Here is a 16,420-nt window from a genome sequence, read left to right on the forward strand (position 1 = left end):
TGTAGTGATAAATGCAAATCATATTAATCTATTACAACTATCACCTGATAGATCTGCTTTGTTATGGGCACAAGTGCGGGGGTTTTTTGAAGGCTAGGCCAAGGCGATTCCTGCGACAAGGCTCTGTATTTAAAAAAGCCTGTTAATACGAGAAATAATAAAGGTTGCCCTAAAAAATCGTCAACCATTTTTAAGAATTTACTTGACATAATCGCGCCAATGAATAAAGAGACCACCCCAGGACATTCAGTCAAGGAGGGAAGGGTATGGTGATAATAAAGCCCTTGAAGGTATTGGTTTGTCTTCTTATTCTGGCAACTCTCTCCATTGTCCCTGCCGGATGGTGCTACAATGGCTCCGAGCTTTTGGGCCCATCGAGTATCCAGGGAGATGCGCTCTCCGCTGACCCCCGGTCGCAGCCGACTCAGCAACTACGCTCGCGAACCAGGACAGTCGCGCCCGTGCAGGCTGCTCCGACCTACTCCTCAAACCCCGCTGTTATAAGGCATACTGCAAATCCGACTTACGGCGCCGCTCAGAACGCCTACTGTCCCCCCCAAGGTTGCGCGGTTCCAAATCAGCAGTATCCGCCTGTTTCGTCGCCGTTTGGTCTGTTTAGCCCTCAGGGGTTTTCATACGGTTCCTGCGGCTTTTACCTTTTCAGGCCAGGCGCGAGGCAATGGCAGTTTAACGCCAAGCTCTGGTACGCAAAGCTGAATTCAACCACAATCCTGTGGGGTACCAATTTAGCCGGGGGGCCGGGGACCGAACTTGACTTTCAGCGGGACCTCGGGCTGTCCAAATACCGGTACATACCGGAGTACGAGGGGCGCTATAACCTGCGCTGTAATTGGGGAATCAGGTTTTCCTTTATGCCTCTCATGTACAGCGATAACAGCGTGCCCCAACAAACCTTTTTCTTCGGGAATAACATATACCCGCTGGGCCTTCCGATCCTCACAAAGTGGGAGCGCTTTATCTACCGATGGGACCTGGTCTACGACTGGTTCCAGGCCCCGCACGCGGTCTCAAGCATATTCGCCGGGTATTCGCTTTACGATGACAAGCTGTCAGTGAGCAACACCGCAGCGCGAAGGACCCGATCCCGGGGCTTTGGACTTGCATACGCAGGCGGCAGCATAGACCGGGTCATCAGAAATGTCGGTTGTGGAGCGGCGTCTGTGCACTGCAAGGCCTCTGTCCAGTTCCTCGAGGGGTTCATCGGCTGGGATGGATACGCGACGGGTCGATTTACCGTGCCCATGGATTGCGGTCGCTACGGGTACATAGAAGCCGGGTGGAGATGGATGGTACTCGAACGGAGTTATCCGACCGATAAGGACGTGACCAGTCTCGACGGTTTAACAGGCGCGGTAGGACTTGTTTTCTAGGCGCGAATTGGGCGGCAGGTTGCAAATCAGGTAGCCGGCCGTGGGTATCAACCGTTTATCAAGGGGGAGGGGCGTCGCCGCTCCGGGGTTCCCGGAAGATTCCATTGGGCGCACTCCTTCCAAAGGTTGAATGTCCTACAACCTGGCGGCAGCAAGGGGACATTCTCGGGAACAGTATTTTTGTGCGGCGACGCCCGAACCGGCCCGGCCTCATCAGCCGGGCCTTTTGTTCTGCAAATTGTCGAACCTGATCGAGCGCTTGCCTATTTCTCCGCAGTTTGCTTCAAAAAATGCTACAAGTGACGACTTGGTCACCTTATTATAGACGGATGCCATAGACCTTTGAGCATCAGGGGGCTTGGGGCCGACTGACTGTAAATAGACTTGCGCTCGGGCGGTCTGATTGTGGAGAATCAAATTAGGAGTAGGCCATGAAAGGCGGAGAAGGTACCACGACAAATGACCCCGGCGAGTGTGCCCGGCCAGGCGACACCGGCGGCATGTGGCCTATGGAGGATAACCTCGTCATTCTCCAGAGTATGCGCGATGAGGCCAAACAAGGCGGCGGGGGCAAACGAATAGACCAACAGCATACCAGGGGAAAGCTAACGGCGAGGGAGCGCCTGGATTTGTTGCTTGACGAAGGCTCATTCGAGGAATTCGATGTCTTGAAAGCAGGCAGAGGAGGTCACCTCGGCGAGGATAAGGAATATCTTACGGATGGCGTTATTACCGGCCACGGAACAATCGACGGCCGCGAAGTGTTTGTGTTCAGCCAAGACTTCACTGTGATCGGTGGATCACTGGGCTCAGCTCACTCCGAAAAGATTAGCAAGGTGATGGATCACGCGGTGCGAGTGGGCGCGCCCGTCGTGGGCTTGAACGATTCCGGCGGGGCCCGCATCCAGGAGGGTGTCGATGCTCTGGCCGCGTACGGCGAAATATTTAATCGGAACGTCAGGGCCAGCGGGGTCATACCCCAGATTTCCTGCATCATGGGTCCATGTGCAGGGGGGGCCGTTTACAGTCCGTCGATGACGGACTTCACGTTTATGGTAGAGAACACCTCTCACATGTTCGTGACAGGCCCCAATGTGGTGAAGAGCGTGATACATCAGGAGATAAGCTTTGAAGATCTGGGTGGGGCCGGCGTTCACGCACAACAAAGCGGAGTGGCACATTTTGTGGTCCCCAACGACGTTCTGTGCCTTCGGCAGGTCAGGCGCCTGATCAACTATCTGCCGTCAAACAATCAGCAGAAGCCACCCTTTTTGGACCTCCGGGATCCGCCCGACAGAACCGACCCGGCACTGGACCATCTGGTGCCGGCCAATCCTAACCAGGCCTATGACATGAGGGTGATGATCAACAGCGTCCTGGACGGTGCGGAATTCTTTGAAATCCATGCTCATTTTGCCCGCAACCTGATTGTAGGGTTCGGACGCCTCGGCGGCCAGACTATTGGACTGATAGCCAACCAACCCGCGTACCTTGCGGGAGTCCTAGACAGCGACGCGTCGGTGAAGGCCGCGCGTTTCGTTCGTTTCTGCGACGCGTTCAACATACCGTTGGTCTGTTTTGTGGATGTGCCCGGGTTCATGCCCGGCCCCGAGCAGGAACACGGCGGGATAATCCGCCACGGAGCGAAGCTGCTTTATGCGTTTATAGAGGCCACGGTGCCGCGCATAACGGTCGTGGTTCGCAAGGCTTACGGAGGCGCGTACATTGTTATGAACTCCAAACATATTGGAGCTGACATAAATTATGCGTGGCCCACAGCCGAGATAGCGGTCCTCGGGCCGAGGGGAGCTGCCGAGGTCATTTACAGAAAAGAGATCCAGGTGGCCGGAGACCCCACAGCCCTTCTGATGGAAAAGGAACAAATCTACCGGCACGCCTTTGTAAACCCTTTCCTGTCCGCGAAGAGGGGTTACATCGACGATGTTATTTTCCCCCGAGAAACCCGTGGAAGACTTATCCGGAGCCTGCAATTTCTCGAAGGAAAAGAAACGACCAGACCAAAACGCAAACATGGGAACATCCCATTGTGAGTCGCTGAACCATTAGATGAGGTAAGTTGTTGTTCAAGAAAATCCTTGTCGCCAACAGAGGTGAAATAGCGGTCCGAATAATGCGGACCTGCAAGCGAATGGGTATTCGCACGGTTGCCGTCTATTCGGAAGTGGATTTTCGATCTCCCTTCGTCCGGGAAGCCGACGAAGCCGCTATGATAGGGCCTGCGCCGTCGCGTGAGTCATACCTGAATCAGGAAAAGATTGTCTCCGTGGCTCGCGACTATGGCTGCGACGCTGTCCATCCCGGATACGGCTTCCTATCGGAGAATGCGCGTTTTGCAGAAAAGGTCCGGCGCGCCGGACTCTGTTTTGTAGGTCCGCCGGCTTCGTCTATCGCAACTTTGGGAGACAAGATTGCGTCCAAAACGTTGGCCATAAAAGCCGGTGTGCCGGTGGTGCCCGGGCACCATGAGCCGCTGAAGGACCCGGAAGAGGCCGCGGGATTGGCCAAAACCATAGGCTTTCCCTTGTTGCTAAAGCCCGCCGCAGGAGGGGGCGGCCGCGGGATGCGGATAGTAAGGGGGCCTGACGAGTTGCTTGACGCTCTTGCCGCGTGCAGGGAGGAAACGCGTAAAAGTTTTGGCGACGACAGGATCTTCATTGAGCGATACATTGAACGACCGCGTCATATCGAAGTTCAAATTATGGCTGACAGTCATGGTAACGTAATCCATCTGGGCGAGAGGGAATGCTCCGTACAACGGCGTTACCAGAAAGTAGTTGAAGAGACGCCGTCCATGGCAGTGGACCCGTCTCTACGGGACCAGATGGGCAGTGTGGCATGCGCGCTTGCTCGAGAAGTCGGGTACACCAATGCGGGCACAGTGGAATTCATAATGGACCCGGAGAAGAACTTCTACTTCCTCGAAATGAACACGCGCCTCCAAGTGGAGCATCCTGTGACCGAAATGGTCACTTCCTTGGACCTGGTGGAGCTGCAGATTCGTGTGGCTGCCGGCGAGCCTCTGCCACTGAAGCAGGAAGATGTTACTATTACCGGATGGGCTATCGAAGCCCGTATCTGCGCAGAAGACCCCACCAGAGGATTCGTGCCCACCACAGGCATAATTACCAGGTATGCCATGCCCCGCGGAAAAGGAATTCGAGTGGATTCCGGGATTGAAGCCGGCAGTGTGGTCAGCATCTACTATGATTCCTTGTTGGCCAAGGTGATAGCTTTTGGAGAGGATCGTGAAGAGGCTAGACAAACCTTGATGCGTGGCCTCAACGGATACCATATCGAGGGCTTGACCACCAATGTGGACTTTGTAAACGCGATCTTGGATCATCCCGCATTCGTCCAGGGTGATCTTTCAACGGACTTTATCGAAGAACACTTTGAATCAGGGCACAGCAAGGCCCCCGCGAGGATCGAAAACCTTCATTATATGACTATGGGAGCCGTGCTCATTTACCACACGAGAGAGAATCTAGTGCGGGAGTCGCTCAAACCCATGGCCGCGGTAGTGGGTGGCGCGCACCTTCCAAGGGAATCTCACGAATACGTGGTGAGAATGGACGAAGGCGTCTTCACCGTGACCCTTCATGGAGACCAGGCCACCCGCAAGTGGCAAATAGAGGTCAACGGAGCGACCTATGAGGTCATCACGCCTGAGTTTGAGTACTATCGGCGCCGATTGAAGCTGACAATCAACGGCTCTCGCCACATGTTTCGGTTCCGGTATCAGGACGATCACATTCGAGGCTTCTTTTGTGGCATTGTTCGGACCTTCGAGGTCTACACGCCCCGCGAATGGAATCTTGTCAAGTACATGCCCGAGAAGAAACAGGCTGTTCAGCAAAATGTCCTTAAATGCCCCATGCCCGGATTGGTGGTCGCGGTTTGTGTCGAGGAAGGGGCTTACATTCATCGCGGAGACGAATTGGTGCGCATGGAATCTATGAAAATGGAGAGTGGGATTGCCTCCCCCCGTGACGGATATGTTGAAAAGATACTCGTCAAACCTGGGCAGACCGTGGAGACCGACGACACGCTATTGACATTTGCAGATTCCTGGCGAGAAGATGAGTGAAATTCTTGACAGGTGGGAGAGACGCTGCTTGGCCAATCCATTACGAATGTCTTGACAGGTCGCAAGCGAGGTGCTAAAAAAGTGAGTTTACATGCCTCAAGAGGTGTAACATGAAGACCTGGACCCCAAAGCAAGGGGAAGTTGAAAGAAAATGGTTTGTGATAGACGCCAAGGACAAAGTCCTCGGAAGGCTGGCCGTTGAAAGCGCTCGAATCTTGCGAGGAAAACACAAACCGCAATTCGCCCCGCACATGGACACCGGCGACTTCGTCATCATTATCAATGCATCCAAAGTGCGGCTTACCGGCAAAAAACTCCAGCAAAAGGTCTACTATCGCCATAGCGGTTATCCCGGCGGCTTGAAAGAGACCAAGGCCATCACATTGCTGAACGAGAAGCCGGACAGAATGCTAAGGCTCGCAGTGAGGGGCATGCTGCCGAAAAACTCGCTGGGTCGCGCTCAATTGACCAAGCTCAAGGTCTACGCGGGCGAGACACATCCCCATGCCGCTCAGAAACCCGAAACTCACGTGTTCTAGCTCTGGAGACGCAAAATGAGTGATGATCGACATTACGCGACAGGAAAAAGGAAAAACGCCATTGCCAGGGTGTGGCTTAAAGCCGGCTCAGGGAATATTGTGGTGAACGATCGCCCCCTGGAAGCTTATTTTGGCCGCCAGACTTCCAGAATGATTATTATGCAGCCGTTTGAATTGACTCAGACCGCGGGACGTTTCGACCTGGTGGTTAATGTTCAAGGCGGAGGGCTATCCGGCCAGGCAGGCGCGATTAAACACGGCATAAGCAAGGCCCTGCTGGAAGTGGACCCGGCTCACCGCTCCACACTCAAGGCCGCAGGTTTCCTGACCCGAGATTCTCGCATCAAAGAACGCAAGAAGTACGGTCGACGCGGAGCGAGGGCCAGCTTCCAGTTCTCGAAACGTTAATTCCAGCGAGCGCTCCGGGGGCCGGGTTTCTTTGGATCCAATGACCCCGTGAAGTGCTCACCGCCTTGTTTCCCACTTTGAAAGAGCCGGGCCGTTACTTGTGAAACGACCCGGCTCTTTACAGTTTGCCACCTCAAACAACTCTTATTCGCGAATCTCTCCGAATTCCCGCATGACAGCTGTCATGACCTGTCCCGCAGCACCCGTTAAGATGTGGTCCATAAACTGATCATAAGGTGTGGGAGAAAGGTTCACCAGCACAACGCGCGCGCCGGCTCGTTTTGCCTCCAGTGGGAGAAGATTCGCCGGCTGAACTACCAGAGAAGATCCAATAGTCAGGAAGAGGTCACAATTGCGCGCATGAGCGAAGGACTCCTCTAAAACTTCGGCAGGGAGGGATTGACCGAATGCAATGGTCGCGCACTTCAAAGGGCCTCCACAGTGCGGGCAGTAAGGCACCGCTGTATGTTCCCGGTCCATCTTTTCGGTGATCTCCTCCCTTGGCCAGCGAGCCTGGCAATCGAGGCAGGTGACTTCTCTTACGGTGCCGTGAAGTTCGTATATCTTCTCAGGCGAATTTCCGGCTTCTTGATGCAGGCCGTCAATGTTCTGGGTGACCAGAGCAAGGAGTCGACCGCTTTTTTCAATCTCGACGATGGCATCATGAGCCGCATTCGGCCGGGCGCTACTCATTGCAGGATATCTCTCCCGGTCGTAAGCCCAGTAAAGCTTCCGATACTTTTCGTGTGAACGGAATTTCTGGTAGGTCAAGTCATCCTGGTTGTATCTGGACCAGATTCCGCCCGGAGATCGAAAGTCAGGAATTCCGGATTCCGTGGAGATGCCCGCACCTGTAAACGCAACTATCTTTCCGGAATCGTAAATCAAACGGGCTACCGCGCTAATCTTGTCCGGATCCATTTTTTGTGCCTCCAGACGCCGAAGATCACTTGTCTTTGTCGAAGGATTTTGGTCGAGGGGGGATTTTGCAGCTTGATTTTCTCATTTCGGCTTTGACGTCAACGATCTTGTCCAGGATCTCCGCCAGTTCATCAAACCCTGAGCCATCGGGTTTGAGGTCGGGACTATTTGCGGAACGCTGGTATTCCGATCTAAGGCGAGCCAACTGTTTGGTCAGGGCGGGACAGCTCGCGGCCGAAGCCACAACAGGAAACATGATACTCAACAATAGAAGTGCTGTGGCGATTTTGATCACAGGGTTCTCTCCTCCACGACTGTACAGCAACGAAGCTTCCCCGACACAAGCGAGACCAATACGGAAATCAAAGACTTGAACAGGGCTTTGTCAGCGCTCCTGTTCTAAGGAGATGGCACTCACGGTTAATCCACCACAACCTTCTCCCCTGCGTTCAGGCCAGACAAAATCTCGACTTTATCATCGCTCAGGACGCGCCCTGTTTTGACATTACGAATTCTAACAACACCGTTGTCCGAAACCCTCACTGTCTCCAACTGCCCCACTACATTGACGGCCCGTTTGGGGATCACGATTACATCAGATGAGCGAGTCCGGAAGGTGAGGGTCCCGTACAAGCCCGGCCCCAGACCGGATGACTGCGACAGGGGAGCCTTGACCGTGACGGTTCTGGTTCTTTCATCGCGCTGTGGGACTATCTCGCGAATGGAAGACTCCTGTTTCAGGTTTACGGACGGCACGGCCACGGTAACGGCCTTTCCGACATCCAGATATGGCGCGTACTGTTCTCCCACAGGCGCCACCAGTTCCAGTGTTCCCGGCATATAGACGCTCATGAGCGCCCGGCCGGGCGTTGCCAAATCCCCCACGTTCACGCTCCTATCAGACACGATACCATCAAAAGGCGCTGTGACAACGCCGTAGGAAAGCATGGTCTTCGCCTCATCAAGGGCCGCTGAGGCTCTCTGTTCCGCTGCTTGCGCGGTCTCAAAGCGCGCCAACATGTCGTCATAATCCTTTTTGGCTACCGATTCCTTCTCGAACAGGATCTTGTAACGCTCGAAATCATTTCTTGCCTTGACAAGGTCAGCCTTTGCACTCTCCAGCGCGGCTTTTGCTTGAGCCTCCTTTTCGGCCAGCTCTTTGGTATCGATCCGCAGAAGCACTTGTCCCTTCTGAACCTGTGCGCCCACATCGACGTTCAGTTCCACCACGTACCCGAGGACGCGGGACGCCACCCGTGCCGTCTCCCTGGAAGAAACCGTCCCCGAAACGGTGACGTCACCTGTAGTACGGACGGTCTCGGCCGGAACGGTCTTGGCCGCGGACGGTTGTCCCGGAGGGACGGGTGTGGTCCCGCCAGGAACCTTGGAATGAAATCCCCCCTGAACCCAGACCAACGCTAGGATCAGCCCGGCCAAACAAATGGCCGCCACGAGGATTTTCTTCTTTTGCAGGACCATTGCTGCTCCCTCGGTGCGGGAAGAAGACACGGGGAGACGTTTCCGTCAAAAAGAGTCTCCCAGCGGATTTCCTGCGTCAGTTCTCCGTCATGACAAAATCGTCGTATTCGATTTCGAAGCGTAGCTTGTGTTTTGCTTCTTCTTGAGCCAGCCCCGAGAACAGAATCTGAAGATTCTCGTCTTCGGTGGTCGCGGCCAGATCCGTGTACATCTTGAATGCCTTTTTTTCCTTTTTCATGGCCAGGATCAGCGCTTGCTGGTAATCCATGTCGGCCGTGGGCTCGACATCGACCAAATAATCGCCGATCTTGAGGTCCAAGACCTTTCCTTCGACAGGGGCCAACTTCTTGCCGGCTTTCACGTCCAGCAACTTTCTCTTGTGTCCCATCTCTTCTTTTGCGAAATCCGTGAAGATTTTGCTCATCCAGGGCCTGTCCATGCGACCGGCCAAATCAGTATAAAACTGGGCTGCCTGCTCTTCCTGCCCGATAGCGAAATCCAGGACCTCATCCACCGATTTCCATTGTTCCATATTCGACCTCCAATGATGGTAAATTTCTTATGTGACCGCTTTCCCTAAAGCAAACTCCTCTGAACCTGCTCGTCTCCAACGAGGCAGAAATAATTCTTACCTCAGTCATGGCCCCACATCAACGCTGATGAAACGGACCGCTTCAAACGAGTTTTTTCGCCGCTGCAAGAGCCGCGTCGTAATCCGGTTCATCTCCTATTTCCGAGACAAGCTCGATATATTGCACCGTTCCCGGCCTGTCTACAACCAGAACCGCCCTGGCCAACAAACGCAGATCTTTCATAAGAAGGCCGTAGGAGGTTCCGAAAGACGCGTCTCTGTGGTCGGACAATGTCTCGACTTCTTTGACTTCGTTCGCAAGGCACCAGCGCCTCTGCGCAAACGGCAGGTCCATGCTGACGGTCAAAACAGCTACGTCAGGCCCGAGACGAGTCACCTCTTCATTGAATCTCTTGGTCGAGGCCTCGCAGACGGGCGTATCAAGGGAAGGAACTGAAGAGATTATGCAGACCTTTCCCCTGTAAGAAGAGAAAGACACCGGCTTAAGATCATTGGCAACGACTACAAAATCCGGAGCCTTGTCTCCCACCTTGATTTCAGTGCCCAATAGTATTACCGGATTTCCTCTTAAAGTCACAAGCCCCGAACGCTCGTTCATTCGCGTGTCCTTTCGCAGTCAACTAGCTCGCCAGGACTTGGTGCAAACCTGGCGGGGTTCAGCCGCAACGCGGAATTTCGAAATCTTTTTGCCCCGAAACCTCTCATATCAGTTCGCAATAGATAACCTCACTTTGGGTGGACAGGTGGCATGTCTCTGGAGCGAAGTCAGGTCCGCCGTCCGCAGCGGAAGAGACATGCCACCTGTCTTATAAGGAAAATGGCGAGCTGGTATCAATAAGCCTCCTCGGAATTCAGGGACTCATCGGTAACTTTGTCCCTGAACAGGTGATAAACCCAACCCTGATATAGGATCACGATGGGAACAAATATTAGGGCAACCACGAGCATGATAGTCAAAGTCATGGGCGTGGAAGATGAATTGAATGCTGTCAGGCTATACGCAGGATTTAGGCTCGAAGGATAAAGGTTGGGGTAAAGCCCCACCACCCCGAAAAGCGTGGCCGTAACAATAGTCAGGCAGGAAGCGAACCATGCTTTCCACCACGATGCCTTGGCAATGAACAGTCGAGTCACCAGAAGGGAAGCCACAGTTATGAGGGGGATAACAAAAAGGATAGGGGAAGCAAGGTAATTGCGGTATAGGGGTGTTGCAAACCACGTGAAAACGAGAAACACTACAGCCACCACCAACAGAACCAGCCATAGGGCTTTGGCAAGGGCTTCGGCTCTTTCGTAGAGCACTCCCTCGGTCTTGACGGCCAGCCACAGTGCGCCATGTAAGAGGAACATCACCACGAAGAGAAATCCTCCTGCTATCCCGTACGGATTCAGAAGTGTGAAAAGGGTGCCGTGGAAAACCCCTTTTTCATCAAACGGAATTCCCTGGAAAATATTGGCAAACGCAACCCCGAAAAGCAGCGCGGGGAGAAAGCTTCCGATAAACAGGCAAGTATCCCACAAAGTCCTCCAGGCGCGACCTTCGATTTTCCCTCTGAACTCGAACGAGACCGCTCGAATGATCAAAGCAAACAAAATCAAAAGCAGTGGAGTATACAGCGTGCTGAACATCACCGCGTAAGTCGTGGGGAACGCAGCAAAGGTGACCCCTCCTGCAGTGATAAGCCACACTTCGTTGCCATCCCAGAACGGCCCCATCGTGTTGTAAACAATCCTTCTTTCCTGGTCGTTTTTTGCCACAAACGGCATGAGGGTCCCCAGGCCGAGATCAAAGCCGTCAAGCATAAAGTAGATGGCCCAGAGGATTCCCCACAACAAGAACCAGATCGTCTGAAGCATTTCCAAGCCCGCCTTTCTCAGCCGATGGCCCCTGCAAGAGGAGCGGGACCTTTGCGTATCTCTCCTATAATCAGCACAAAGGCAGTAAGCCCCAGGAGCGAATAGAGTAGTATGAAAGCAATCAAGGATACCAACACCTGATACGCCGCGATGGGGGACACTGCTTCAGAGGTCTTCATCACTCCGTACACTATCCAGGGCTGACGCCCCACTTCCCTAACCAGCCATCCCAATTGCGCAGCAATGTAAGGAAGCGGGATCGCGTACATCATAATCTTTAGATACCAGCGCCTCGACTCAACATTTTTCTTCAGATAGGTAAGATACATGCCAATCAGCGTAACCAGAGCAAACAGAAAGCCCAGTGCGACCATAAACCTGAAGGACCAGAAGACCAATGTCACCGGAGGTCTTTCATCCTTGGGCCACTCTTTTAGGCCCTTAACTTCCGCGTTCCAGTCGCCGTAGACGAGCCGACTTAAGAACTTCGGAATCCCAAATGCCTCGACTATATTGCGCTCTCTCGCCTCGTCAGGAATAAGAAGCATATAAAAAGGAGCCCCTCTCTGGGTCTCCCAAATCGATTCGACCGCCGCGAGCTTTGAAGGTTGAGCTACGGCCATCTTCCTGCCCTGGAGATCTCCCACCACTATTTCCGCAAATGAAAAGATGAATGAGAAAACCAGCGCCATCCTGAAGCACTTGGAAAAGAGGGCCTTGTGGCTGTTGTGAAGAAGGTGATATGCGCTCACGCCGACGACAAAGAAACCTGCCACGATGTACCCGAAAAAAACCGTGTGCAAGAACGTTAAGATGGCAAAGGGTTGAGTGATGATTGCCCAGAAGTCAGCCAGTTCGGCTCTGCCATTCCTTATTACATAACCTACCGGTTGCTGCATAAAGGAATTGGCGACCAAAATCCAGTAAGCCGACATGGTGGAGGCTATCGCCACAATCCAGATGCAGGCCGCATGAAACTTGGCAGACACCTTATTCCAGCCGAATGCCCATATCGCGATGAAGGTTGATTCCAGGAAGAAGGCTACGGTAGCCTCGATAGCCAAAAGTGAACCAAAAATATCGCCCACATATTTCGAGTATCCCGCCCAATTAGTTCCAAACTGAAATTCAAGGGTCAAGCCCGTAACGACGCCGACCACAAAATTGATCAGGAAAATCCTCCCCCAAAACTTGGCCATCCTCTTGTATTCTTCGTTGCCGGTCCTGACGTAAACGGACTCCATAATCGCTATGAGAATCGACAATCCCAAGGTTAATGGGACAAATATGAAGTGAAACATGGTAGCCACGGCAAACTGCACGCGCGACAGCCATAGAACGTCCATGACTCGTGTTTTCCTTTCCGAGGGGGGAACCAACCCGGCTGTAAATTGATGCCCGGCAGCGGCCCAATTCAAGGGGCTGGGCGCAATTAATTCGCCGGCCGCTCTGCTTGATCGAGGCGGGCCAGAGCTTGTCTTGCTACTCCCGTAACCGTATCGCTAATGAATCGGTTGTCAATGAAAGACCGGAATTCCGAACTATCGGCCAACATGGCTTCAAGTTGAGCGCGAACCTCAGTCACTCCAAGCAGCCCGGCCGCCTGGGCGGCCAGGCCTCTGACCGTGGGATTGGGGGATTTCAAGTATTTTCCCAGAAGAGGCGCGGCCCCGCGCACCGCGTCCGGCCTAGCTCGAGCCATTCTCACAACGCCCCACATTACGCCCTGTTGCAGCACCTCGTATTCCAGGAAATTCCTTGACTCTTCCATGTAGGACGTGAACATAGCCGCATACTCGTCGGCCAATCCCTCGTTACGGGCCATGATCTCCGCCATGGCTTCCGGCGCTCCCCATCCGATGCCTCCGGATTCCTCATTCAGGCTCCACATGAGTCTTCGCATTACTGTGCGAGCCCCCTCCATATCGGTTTCCGCAAGGTTATTCACAACCGCGCCCATGGCGGTGATTGCTTTCCATCTGATCGCCTCCTCCTTGTGGAGGAGAAAAGAGAACAACGGGTTGACCACCTGGCGACCAGGCAAACTACACAGCTCTTCAAGGGCCTGGTCGAAGTCGTCCTGCTCGAGAAGCCCCAGGACGTGTTTCTTTAGATTTCGTCCTCCCCTGGCTTCAGCAGACAAAGCAAACACCTCCTGCCGATTCCGCTGTCGCGGAGTTGACCTCAACGTTCACTGCTTCTCCGCAGTGCCGTCATCCTTAACTGCCTTGGCGATTTCCTTGCCCATTTCCACGCATTTCTTGAGTCCTTCGTGATTGGGCATGTACTGCAAGCTCACCCCAGGATGCACGACCTTCACCTTCATTTCTTCCAAGGCCTTGGTCAACAGCCGCACTGATTCTCCGCTCCATCCGAAGGAGCCGAATGCCGCGCCGACCTTGTTTGCCGGCCTCAACCCTTTCATATAACAAATCATGTCCGCCATTCGCGGCAGCATATTGTTATTGAGAGTGGATGAACCCAATATTACCGCCTTGGCGTCCAGAAGCTGCGTCATGACATCGCTGCGATGGTTGACTCTCAGATCCAGCATCTGGGTGCTCACCCCGCTTTCGATCAGTCCGTCGGCAATCGCCTTGGCCATGGTTTCGGTGCTGTGCCACATGGTGTCGTAAATTACCAAGGCCTTTTGTTTGGGCACCAGCGAACTCCAGGAGTCATAGGCCGCGACAATTTGGCCCGGGTCTTTTCGCCAGATCAATCCATGATCCGGGGCTATCATGTCTATTTTAAGCCCCATTTTTTGGACTTCTCCGATAAGCTTCTTGATGAGGGGCGAGTAAGGCATCAGAATATTGGCGTAGTACTTGGTCGCATGTGCCATGAGTTCCGCGGAATCCACTTCATCGTTGAATCGTTCGCTCGTGGCCCAATGCTGCCCGAAGGCATCACTGGAGATCAGCAGCCTGTCCTCCTTTATGTAGGAAAACATGCTGTCCGGCCAGTGCACCATACGGGTCTCGAGAAACGAGACGGTTCGCTTACCGAGACTGATTTCCCGGCCGCTCTCCACCACTTCATACGGCCAATCGTCCTTGTGGTAGTGTTCAAGAAGCGCTTTCTTGCCCCTTGGCGAGCAAAACAGCTTCTCGGGCTTGATAATTTCCATCATTTCCGGGAGCGCGCCCGAATGATCGGGTTCTACATGATTTACCACCAGGTAATCGATCTTCGCCGGATCGATTACTTTGTAGATATTGTGGAGCATATCCATCTTGAAAGGCTTCTTGACGGTGTCGAACAGGGTGACCTTGTCATCAAGGACAAGGTAAGCGTTATAAGTCGTTCCTTTTTCCGTCGAGTAGCCGTGAAAATCTCGCACGGTCCAATCCACCGCTCCTACCCAGTGGACACCTTTTTTTATCTCAACAATGGTTCGCAACTTAATCCTCCAAAGCACAGTTTTGTGTACGAAATAAGGCTAACCCCACTCCCCGCATTTCGTGAGGAAATTTCTGGCGGTCCTCCTGGAATTATGGGGCAATCAGGCTACTATCCCGCCATGCAGGGAGCGCGGCGGCCTGTTTATCATTCCGGAGCAAAAGATTCCTTGTCGGCTCCACAAATCGGACAGACCCAGTCCTCGGGTAAATCGGCAAACGCTGTGCCCGGGTCCACACCATTATCCGGATCCCCAAGGGCCGGATCGTAAATATAACCACATACTTGACATACGTACTTTTGCATTGCTACCTCCTGGTAAAAATATGAATGCGATTCATCAGATTCATCTAATGAACTTTGGTTTTAGGTCACCTATCTATCGGCGATCTTCTTGCCGATTTCTCGGCCATAATCCTGCGCCATTTGCATACCGCCCTGCAACGACGCGGATTTGAGTCTCAACGGACTGCCGACCATGTCCATGTTAAAGATGTTTAACATCGTATCGTAAATGCGATCCGCAGCTTCGCCGCTCCAACCGAATGCTCCAAAAGCGCCCCCGACCTTGCCGGCCACCTGGGCCTTGGCACATAAGAAAAGCAACTGTTTCATGGCCGGCATCATGTCCCCATGATAAGTAGCCGAGCCAAAGACGTAGGCTTCGTACCCATTCAGGTCCTCTTCCGTTTGCAGTTGCGCGGCGTTCGCCACTTTTGCGTCCGCGCCGGTGAAGCGGACCCCTTCGGCAATAAGGTCCGCGATGCCCTGGGTTTGGCCGGTTCGGGTGGCATAAGCTATCAATACTTTGGCCATCTCTAGCGTTCTCCTGTCCTATTTGGACGTCCGAGGCACGTGGAATTCTCATCGAGCATCGGAGGACAAATCCCTCGCGGTTGCGGCAGACCTCCCCAGTTCGAAAGCCTGCTTGAGGAAGTCCGGGTGTTTTCCTATTTCCCCTTTTCCTTCGACGGATTTCACCAGAACCCCTCCTTCATACCTCATGTCCAGCGCATCGAAAAAGTACTTGGCCACCAACTCCGCTCCCTGAAACAAGTTAGCCCCTTTTGTGGCCCCCGCTGCGATGAGGTACCCACAACCGCCCGCGTATGTTCTTTTCTCCTCTGGGGTCTTATCGAGCAATCGGCGGCACCACATAGCCTGGCACCGGTCGATGAGAGCCTTGGCCTGCGCGGTAATACCGTAGAAAAAGATCGGTGATGCCAAGATGATCGCATCCGCCTCCAGCAATCGAGGGTAAACCGACTGCATGTCGTCATCAACTACGCATTCGCCGGTTTCATCACATCCGCCGCATTCTATGCAACCGGCTATTTTCAGATCGCAGCACCGTATCGACGACACATCCGCTCCGGCGGATTTGGCACCGTCAAGAGCTTCGTCAAGGAGCATGTCGGTGTTTCCGGCTCGCCGCGGGCTACCGTAAATTCCAAGCACTTTCATTAAATTGCTCGCTCCAGCCGGCGCTACGTCGGTCAGTCACCGGCGGTCGGGGTTGATCGCTTTCAGCCAAGCCGAGGATCCTGGCCCTTGCTTCCGCAGTCCGGTATGTAACAGGTCACGTTGACAAACTCGCATTTGTCATTGCACCCCGGGCAGGTGTCCGGCGGGATTGCTCCCGCGTCGGCCTCGAAAGTGTAACCGCATTTGGGACATTTCCACGTGTTCTTTTCCATTAAACATCTCTCCTCTCAGCATCTGT

General features: G+C 53.6%; 18 protein-coding genes. 5 read left to right on the forward strand and 13 right to left on the reverse strand.

Annotation, left to right across the window (positions count from 1 at the left end):
• The first annotated feature begins 266 nt into the window (after positions 1 to 266).
• The 5 genes from HY913_20445 to rpsI all read left to right on the forward strand — a co-directional run bounded on the left by HY913_20445 (position 267) and on the right by rpsI (position 6,446).
• Positions 267 to 1,391 (forward strand): hypothetical protein, encoded by a 1,125-nt coding sequence (locus HY913_20445; protein MBI4965659.1) that lies wholly within the window; start codon positions 267 to 269, stop codon positions 1,389 to 1,391.
• Positions 1,392 to 1,900: 509 nt separating this feature from the next.
• On the forward strand, positions 1,901 to 3,442 hold the full coding sequence (locus HY913_20450; GenBank protein ID MBI4965660.1) for an acyl-CoA carboxylase subunit beta: 1,542 nt from the start codon (positions 1,901 to 1,903) through the stop codon (positions 3,440 to 3,442).
• A 29-nt stretch (positions 3,443 to 3,471) separates the two neighbouring features.
• Positions 3,472 to 5,499, forward strand: coding sequence for an acetyl-CoA carboxylase biotin carboxylase subunit (locus HY913_20455; protein ID MBI4965661.1), 2,028 nt, complete (start codon positions 3,472 to 3,474; stop codon positions 5,497 to 5,499).
• Between the two features lie 110 nt (positions 5,500 to 5,609).
• On the forward strand, positions 5,610 to 6,038 hold the full coding sequence (rplM, locus tag HY913_20460) for a 50S ribosomal protein L13 (protein ID MBI4965662.1): 429 nt from the start codon (positions 5,610 to 5,612) through the stop codon (positions 6,036 to 6,038).
• Positions 6,039 to 6,053: 15 nt separating this feature from the next.
• The gene (rpsI, locus tag HY913_20465; GenBank protein ID MBI4965663.1) at positions 6,054 to 6,446 is read left to right on the forward strand and encodes a 30S ribosomal protein S9; all 393 of its coding nucleotides are present in this window, start codon (positions 6,054 to 6,056) and stop codon (positions 6,444 to 6,446) included.
• A gap of 144 nt (positions 6,447 to 6,590) precedes the next feature.
• On the opposite strand, the gene HY913_20470 is transcribed toward rpsI, so the two are convergent.
• The 13 genes from HY913_20470 to HY913_20530 form a co-directional block, all read right to left on the reverse strand.
• Positions 6,591 to 7,367 (reverse strand): Sir2 family NAD-dependent protein deacetylase, encoded by a 777-nt coding sequence (locus tag HY913_20470; protein ID MBI4965664.1) that lies wholly within the window; start codon positions 7,365 to 7,367, stop codon positions 6,591 to 6,593.
• Between the two features lie 25 nt (positions 7,368 to 7,392).
• A complete protein-coding gene (locus HY913_20475; protein ID MBI4965665.1) occupies positions 7,393 to 7,662 on the reverse strand; it encodes a hypothetical protein in 270 nt (89 codons plus the stop codon).
• 125 nt (positions 7,663 to 7,787) lie between these two features.
• Positions 7,788 to 8,846 carry an efflux RND transporter periplasmic adaptor subunit gene (locus HY913_20480; GenBank protein ID MBI4965666.1) on the reverse strand — a complete coding sequence of 353 codons (1,059 nt, stop codon included), beginning with the start codon at positions 8,844 to 8,846 and terminating at the stop codon, positions 7,788 to 7,790.
• Positions 8,847 to 8,922: 76 nt separating this feature from the next.
• On the reverse strand, positions 8,923 to 9,378 hold the full coding sequence (locus tag HY913_20485) for a ferritin family protein (protein MBI4965667.1): 456 nt from the start codon (positions 9,376 to 9,378) through the stop codon (positions 8,923 to 8,925).
• 142 nt (positions 9,379 to 9,520) lie between these two features.
• Positions 9,521 to 10,036, reverse strand: a complete 516-nt coding sequence (tpx, locus tag HY913_20490; protein ID MBI4965668.1) for a thiol peroxidase — start codon at positions 10,034 to 10,036, stop codon at positions 9,521 to 9,523.
• 233 nt (positions 10,037 to 10,269) lie between these two features.
• A complete protein-coding gene (gene cydB / locus HY913_20495) occupies positions 10,270 to 11,295 on the reverse strand; it encodes a cytochrome d ubiquinol oxidase subunit II (GenBank protein MBI4965669.1) in 1,026 nt (341 codons plus the stop codon).
• Positions 11,296 to 11,312: 17 nt separating this feature from the next.
• On the reverse strand, positions 11,313 to 12,641 hold the full coding sequence (locus HY913_20500) for a cytochrome ubiquinol oxidase subunit I (protein ID MBI4965670.1): 1,329 nt from the start codon (positions 12,639 to 12,641) through the stop codon (positions 11,313 to 11,315).
• 86 nt (positions 12,642 to 12,727) lie between these two features.
• Complete coding sequence (locus HY913_20505) at positions 12,728 to 13,438, reverse strand: HEAT repeat domain-containing protein (GenBank protein ID MBI4965671.1); 711 nt, start codon at positions 13,436 to 13,438, stop codon at positions 12,728 to 12,730.
• A 48-nt stretch (positions 13,439 to 13,486) separates the two neighbouring features.
• The gene (locus tag HY913_20510) at positions 13,487 to 14,698 is read right to left on the reverse strand and encodes a flavodoxin domain-containing protein (protein MBI4965672.1); all 1,212 of its coding nucleotides are present in this window, start codon (positions 14,696 to 14,698) and stop codon (positions 13,487 to 13,489) included.
• 146 nt (positions 14,699 to 14,844) lie between these two features.
• Complete coding sequence (locus HY913_20515; GenBank protein ID MBI4965673.1) at positions 14,845 to 15,003, reverse strand: rubredoxin; 159 nt, start codon at positions 15,001 to 15,003, stop codon at positions 14,845 to 14,847.
• Between the two features lie 69 nt (positions 15,004 to 15,072).
• Positions 15,073 to 15,513 carry an FprA family A-type flavoprotein gene (locus tag HY913_20520; protein MBI4965674.1) on the reverse strand — a complete coding sequence of 147 codons (441 nt, stop codon included), beginning with the start codon at positions 15,511 to 15,513 and terminating at the stop codon, positions 15,073 to 15,075.
• A gap of 48 nt (positions 15,514 to 15,561) precedes the next feature.
• The gene (locus HY913_20525) at positions 15,562 to 16,161 is read right to left on the reverse strand and encodes a flavodoxin family protein (protein ID MBI4965675.1); all 600 of its coding nucleotides are present in this window, start codon (positions 16,159 to 16,161) and stop codon (positions 15,562 to 15,564) included.
• A gap of 62 nt (positions 16,162 to 16,223) precedes the next feature.
• A complete protein-coding gene (locus HY913_20530) occupies positions 16,224 to 16,394 on the reverse strand; it encodes a hypothetical protein (GenBank protein MBI4965676.1) in 171 nt (56 codons plus the stop codon).
• Between the last annotated feature and the right edge of the window lie 26 nt (positions 16,395 to 16,420).

Source organism: Desulfomonile tiedjei (assembly GCA_016212925.1).
Taxonomy (GTDB): Bacteria; Desulfobacterota; Desulfomonilia; order Desulfomonilales; family Desulfomonilaceae; genus JACRDF01.